4 protein-coding genes are annotated in these 3,452 nt (G+C 69.8%); 2 read left to right on the top strand and 2 right to left on the bottom strand.

Annotation, left to right across the window (positions count from 1 at the left end; translation table 11 throughout):
* Positions 1 to 198 precede the first annotated feature (198 nt).
* A complete protein-coding gene (locus VGF12_RS16340; RefSeq protein WP_331177107.1) occupies positions 199 to 855 on the top strand; it encodes a TetR/AcrR family transcriptional regulator in 657 nt (218 codons plus the stop codon).
* A 64-nt stretch (positions 856 to 919) separates the two neighbouring features.
* Complete coding sequence (gene ypfJ, locus VGF12_RS16335) at positions 920 to 1,801, top strand: KPN_02809 family neutral zinc metallopeptidase (RefSeq protein ID WP_331177106.1); 882 nt, start codon at positions 920 to 922, stop codon at positions 1,799 to 1,801.
* On the opposite strand, the gene VGF12_RS16330 is transcribed toward ypfJ, so the two are convergent.
* Both VGF12_RS16330 and VGF12_RS16325 read right to left on the bottom strand, forming a co-directional pair.
* Positions 1,798 to 3,048: an MFS transporter gene (locus VGF12_RS16330; protein WP_331177105.1), complete on the bottom strand. Its 1,251-nt coding sequence runs from the start codon at positions 3,046 to 3,048 to the stop codon at positions 1,798 to 1,800. The genes ypfJ and VGF12_RS16330 overlap by 4 nt on opposite strands.
* A gap of 76 nt (positions 3,049 to 3,124) precedes the next feature.
* A partial coding sequence (locus VGF12_RS16325; protein WP_331177104.1) for a trehalose-6-phosphate synthase occupies positions 3,125 to 3,452 on the bottom strand: 328 nt, incomplete at its 5' end.

Raw genomic sequence — 3,452 nt, 5'->3', positions numbered from 1 at the left:
CCGGGCGCAGCGCCGCACACTCGGCCAGCGTCGGGCGCTCGAAAGTGGACGGCGTCACTGGCACTGCGGCTGGCGTGCTGCTGTGGCTGCAGCCGGCCAGCAGCGCCGCGGCCAAGCCCGTCGCGGCTGCGAGAGTCCCCTTGCTCATCCACCCGTCCCTTATTTATTGTACGTGTACGGAAAATAAGGCCGAGGGCCATGGCGAGTCAAACCGGCAAGAGCGGTAAGGGCGGCAAGGCGGAAGCGGGCGGCACGCGTGGGCGGCCGCGCCGCAGCGTCGACCTGGAGCAGGCGGTGCGCCAGCGCGTCATCGAGGCCGCGCGCGGCCTGTTCGCCAGCGAAGGCTTCGAGGCGGTGAGCATGCGCCGCATCGCCGCCGTGGCCGGCTGCAGCACCATGGGCCTGTACGGCTACTTCCGCAGCAAGAACGACATCCTGCGCTACATCTGGGAGGATTTCTTCGTCGAACTGTTCGCCGGCATCGAGTCCGCGGCGCGGCGCGGCACGGCGGCGCAGCGCCTGCGCCGGGCCTGCCTGGCCTATGTCGACTACTGGTGCGACCAGCCCGAGCGCTACCGCATGGTCTACCTCAACCAGGACCAGGCCGAGCCCGGCGAGCAGCTGTACGTCGAGACCTCGGCGATCCTGGAGCGCTTCGACCTGTTCCGCCGGCTGGTGGAGGCTGCCCAGGCCGAGGGCAGTGCCCACCCGGGCGATCCGCAACTGCAGGGCGAGGCGCTGCTGTGCTCGCTGCTAGGCCTCTGTCACTCGCTGGTCACGATCCCCGAGTACCCCTGGAAGCCGCGTGCAAGGCTGCTGGACGCGGTGCTGGGCCAGGTGTTGAAGCCGGCCTGAGCCGCCCCTTGCGCTGGCGTCCTCCGCGATGGAGGATCGCGGCAGGTCTCGGAGGGATCGGTGCATGAAATGGCGCGGCGGTCAGCGTAGCGACAACGTGGTGGACGTCCGCGGCTCCGGCCGTCGCGGTTTCGGCGGCGGCGGGGGAGGCGGCAAGCTCGGCCTCGGCGGCATCGCCGTCGTGGTGGTGCTGAGCCTGCTGCTCGGCAAGAACCCGCTGGAGATGCTGGGCCTGGTGTCGCAGGTGACCGAGGGCATGAGCCCGGCGGAGCAGCAGCAGGGCGTGCCGCCCCCGGCCAATGACGAAGGCGCCGACTTCGTGCGTGCCATCCTCGGCGAGACCGAGGCGGTCTGGGGCGAAATCTTCCAGCAGACCGGCCGACAGTACGAGCAGCCCAAGCTGATCCTGTTCTCCGGCGGCGTGGATTCCGCCTGCGGCAGCGCCACCTCCGCCTCGGGTCCGTTCTACTGCCCGGGCGACCACCAGGTGTACCTCGACATGTCGTTCTTCCAGGACATGCAGCGGCGCCTCGGCGGCGGTGGCGACTTCGCCTATGCCTACGTCATCGCCCACGAGGTGGGCCACCACGTGCAGACCCTGCTCGGCGTCAGCGCCAAGGTCAACGAGGCCCGCCGCCGCGGCCAGAACGTGCAGGGCGACGGCGGCCTGCTGGTGCGCCAGGAGCTTCAGGCCGATTGCCTGGCCGGCGTCTGGGCCAACCGCTCCGAGAAGAAGCTGCAGTGGCTGGAGAGCGGCGACGTGGAGGAGGCGCTGAACACCGCCACCGCGATCGGCGATGACCGCCTGCAGAAGCAGTTGCAGGGCCACGTGGTGCCCGACGCCTTCAGCCACGGCACCTCGGAGCAGCGCGTGCGCTGGTTCCGCGCCGGGTTCGAATCGGGCGACCCCAACGCCTGCGACACCTTCAAGGCCGGCCGTCTCTAGGTCGCCGGGCCTGCCTCTGGCGTGGCGTCTTCCGGCGTCGGCGCAATCAGCTCCAGGGCCGCTGGTGTGGTGCGTACCATCGGCTGGAAGGGTGTATGGGCCTCGGGTCCCTGCGGCGAGATCCACAGGCGCCAGGCCGCATAGGTCGCCAGCAGGCCCAGCATCAAGGCGAAGTGCAGCATCAGCGCGGTTGGCCCCAGCCATTCCATGAGCAGGCCGGCCAGGAACGGCCCCAGCACTGCGCCCGCGCCGTGCAGCAGCAACAGGCTGCCGGCGCCGCGCAGCAGGTCCTCGGGGCGCAGGCGGTCATTGGTCAGCGCGATGCTGACCGGGTAGATCGCAAAGGCCAGGCCGCCGAACAGGAACATGCCGCCCAGCAGCAGCGAGGGTTCCAGCGGCAGCAAGAACAGGCCCAGCGCCGTGGCGGCGGAGGCCAGGGTCAGCAGGAACAGGACGCGTCGGCGATCTCCGCCGCGGTCGGACCAGCGGCCGATGGGCAATTGCAGCAGCGCACCGCCCAGGATCGCGGCGCTCATGAAGGCGGCGACGCCTCTGCCCTCGAAACCCAGTTGTTGGGCGGCCGCCGGACCCATGCCCCAGAACGCGCTGAGTGCCAGCCCTGAGCCCACGGCACCGGCGATGCCCACGGGTGCGAGTGTGTAGAGCGCCCGCAGGCTCAGGTGCGGAGCCTGCGTGACGGCGGGCTGTGCCACCGAGGTCAGTGCCACCGGCACCAGCGAAAGGGACAGCAGCATCGCCGTCACACCGAAGAGTTCGAAGCCCTGCACCGGGTATAGCGCCAGCAGCGTCTGGCCGGCGGCCAGGCCGCCGAAGTTGACGGCCATGTAGCCGGCGAAGATCTGCCCCCGCGTGGACGGCTCGGCCTGCGCGTTGAGCCAGCTTTCCACGACCATGTACAGGCCGACCAGGCAGATGCCGGTCAGCAGGCGCAGCAGCAGCCAGGCCAGCGGATGCACCAGCAGGCCCTGCAGCAGCGCCGCGCTGGAAGCCAGTGCGGCGAAGATCGCGAACGCGCGGATGTGTCCGACGCGCGTGATGATGCGCGGATTGACGAAGGTGCCGAGCAGGAAGCCGGCAAAGTAGGCCGACATCATCAGGCCGATGGCACGGCCCGACCAGCCTTCGGCGGCGCTGCGCACGCCCAGCAGCGTGCCGAACAGGCCGTTGCCGGCCAGCAGCAGGGCAACCCCGAACAGCAGGGACGAGATCGGCAACAGGCGCTTCATCATGCGAGGGCGTGGCAAGCGATGCAGGCTTGTTCAGACCCTGGCGGCCCGTCGGGGTTCCGATGTCGTGCCCGGCTCAGCCTTTGCTGCCGCGCACGGCCGGCTTGCGCGCGGTCTGCGGAGACTTCGCATGGGTGGCTGCAAGGAAATCGTCGCCCCAGCGGCGCACGTCGTAGTGGCTGACGATGTCGAAGAGCTGGCGCATGCGTGCGCCTGCTTCGGCGCGGCCCATGTTGAGGCCCAGGTAGCAGGCGTTCTTCAGGTCCATCACGTCGTGCGGATTGGTCAGGATGGCGCCCTTGAGTTCCGCCGCGGCGCCAGCGAACTCCGACAGCACCAGCACACCGCGGCCCTTGCTCAGGCCTTGCGTGGCGATGTACTCCTTCGCCACCAGGTTCAGGCCG

Source organism: Roseateles sp. (genome assembly GCF_036404855.1).
In the GTDB taxonomy this organism is placed as follows: domain Bacteria; phylum Pseudomonadota; class Gammaproteobacteria; order Burkholderiales; family Burkholderiaceae_C; genus Pelomonas.
This window is presented reverse-complemented; position numbering and strand designations above follow the sequence as displayed.